The 2,005-nt window shown below is 67.5% G+C and carries 3 protein-coding genes; all 3 read right to left on the bottom strand.

From position 1 onward, the window contains the following. A partial coding sequence (locus tag DD1DGNOD_RS17665; protein ID WP_131770649.1) for an IS4 family transposase occupies window positions 1–1,238 on the bottom strand: 1,238 nt, incomplete at its 3' end. 121 nt (window positions 1,239–1,359) lie between these two features. Continuing rightward, window positions 1,360–1,572, bottom strand: a complete 213-nt coding sequence (locus DD1DGNOD_RS28240; RefSeq protein WP_206443265.1) for a hypothetical protein — start codon at window positions 1,570–1,572, stop codon at window positions 1,360–1,362. Window positions 1,573–1,593: 21 nt separating this feature from the next. Next, on the bottom strand, window positions 1,594–2,005 hold a 412-nt coding region (locus tag DD1DGNOD_RS17655), incomplete at its 5' end, for a group II intron maturase-specific domain-containing protein (RefSeq protein ID WP_283234721.1).

Here is a 2,005-nt window from a genome sequence, read left to right as displayed (position 1 = left end):
GCTTTGGTGAAGGGGACCTGGTCGGGGTCGAGGTCGGCGGCCGCGGAGGCCTGGGCGGTCCGTGCGCTGACCGCATGGTGGACGATCAGGTAGGACCAGATCTCCTGATGGACCAGGTCCGGCAGCCTGGATCTCAGTACCCGGCCGGGGCCGCGTAGGTGGGTCTTGAGCTGGTCGTTGCCGGTTTCTTCTTCCCATCGCTGGTGGTAGCCGGCGGCGAGTTCGTCGGCGTGGGCATCGGCCGGGTCCAAGACGGTGGACAGCAGGACTATCAGGTCACCGGTGCCGTTACCGGCCCGGTCGGGCACGTCGTACTCGATCACCCGGGCGAGGTGGACGACCGGAAACCCACGCTCGTCGAAGGCATCCGCGACGGCGTTGATGTCGGTGAGGTCCACGCCCGCGCGGGCGGCGGCCAGCAGACGCTCCCGCCGCGCCCCACGGATCGCCGGTCTGATCAGCACGGTGAGGTAGGTTCCGTCGCCGAGCACCCGCACGACGGGCAGGTCAAGCCGGGTCGGGGCCCGCCACAGCAACGCCGCCCCGGTCGCGGCGGCGGCGTCCCAGGCGGCCCAGGAGTAGAAGCCCCGGTCGGCGGTGAGCAGTTCGTCGCGGCGCAGCCGCGGGTAGAGGCGCCCGGCGAGGGTCTTCTCCCCGACCCGGTAGGCGTCGATCTCGGCAGCGACGAAGGCGTGGGTACCGCACTCGGTCAACGCCACCACCCGGGCCTTGGGGAACACCGACCGGTTCTCACCCGACCCGGCATAGCCGAACTCGGCGGCGTTGGCCGGGGTGTCGGGCACGTCCACCTCGAACCCGTCGATCGCCAGCAGCCGCCACGACCGCAGAAACGACCCCCGCGCGGTGCCCAACGCCACCACCCCGGCCGTGGAGCCGCCAGGCCCGGCCACCGGCCCGCAGATCCGCTCGAACAACTCCGGGAACACCCCGCGGCCCAGGCGTTTGCGGGCCTGGGTGATCGCGCTGGCCGTCGGCGCACTCCACCCGGCGTTCCAACAGCCCCACCGGTCCAACGACCCGGTGACCCTGGCTGCGACCTCTTCGTAGTCGTCGTCAGGGAACAGGCACAACGCCAACGTCAGATAGGTGACCACATGCGCCGGCAGCTTGGCGTCCGACCGTTTCTCCCGCACACCACACACAGCGACCGTGTCATCGACCACGTCCCGCGGCACCGCGTTGACCAGCACCCCGAGGGTCACCTGATCGGGACGCATATCCGGACGAACCGCCACGAGACCCCACTCATGAACAGTGATCCAAACAGCCTCACCGGCCACGGTCACCCCACCACGCCGCGCACCACGACACCCAGCAACAGAACATGATCAAATTAGGCTACGTGGCATTGCGCCTGCTGCTGTCCTTGCAGTACACCACTCTGGTCTTGGCCGGGTGCAGCCGCAGCCCGACCTCCTCCAGCCGCCGTCCTATCGCCGCGCGCACCTGCTCGGCCTGACGCCGGGTCCCGCAGTGCACCACCGGGTGAGTAGGCCGGGGGAATCGCGCCCCCGGCCCCTCGCGGAACCCGCCGTGCACGTCTCCGCGCAACGGGCTCCCATTGCCCAGCGGTTAGGGACGGACGCCGAGTTTCCAGTGCGCGAACAGGGTGGGCTCCCGACTGGCAATGTTGCGCAGCCGCTCTCGCGCACGTCGTTCACGACGTTTCAGCCGCCTGTACTTCCGCATAGCCCACATGATGAGCTTGCGGTTGAGATGTTTAAGAAGTGGATACAACATCGACTTGTAGAAATGGCTGTAATAGTTGATCCAACCTCGCACAATAGGGTTGAACATGTGCGCAAGGTCCTCGAGTGATTTGTCACTGCGGCGCGGGATATGCCACGAACGGATCTCCGTTGCATTCGGATAACCTCGTCCCGGCTGACGGCAGGCAGGAAGTTCACAAAGTGTTTCCCCCACCTGTTCTTCGCCAGGCGAGGCCGGAACGTGTGTAGGGTAGGCGACTGGCGCGGTGGCGCTA

It is taken from the genome of Candidatus Protofrankia californiensis, from assembly GCF_900634765.1.
GTDB classification, from domain to species: Bacteria; Actinomycetota; Actinomycetes; order Frankiales; family Frankiaceae; genus Protofrankia; species Protofrankia californiensis.
Note: the sequence above shows the minus strand (reverse complement) of the source record. Positions and strands in the feature narration are given on the sequence as shown.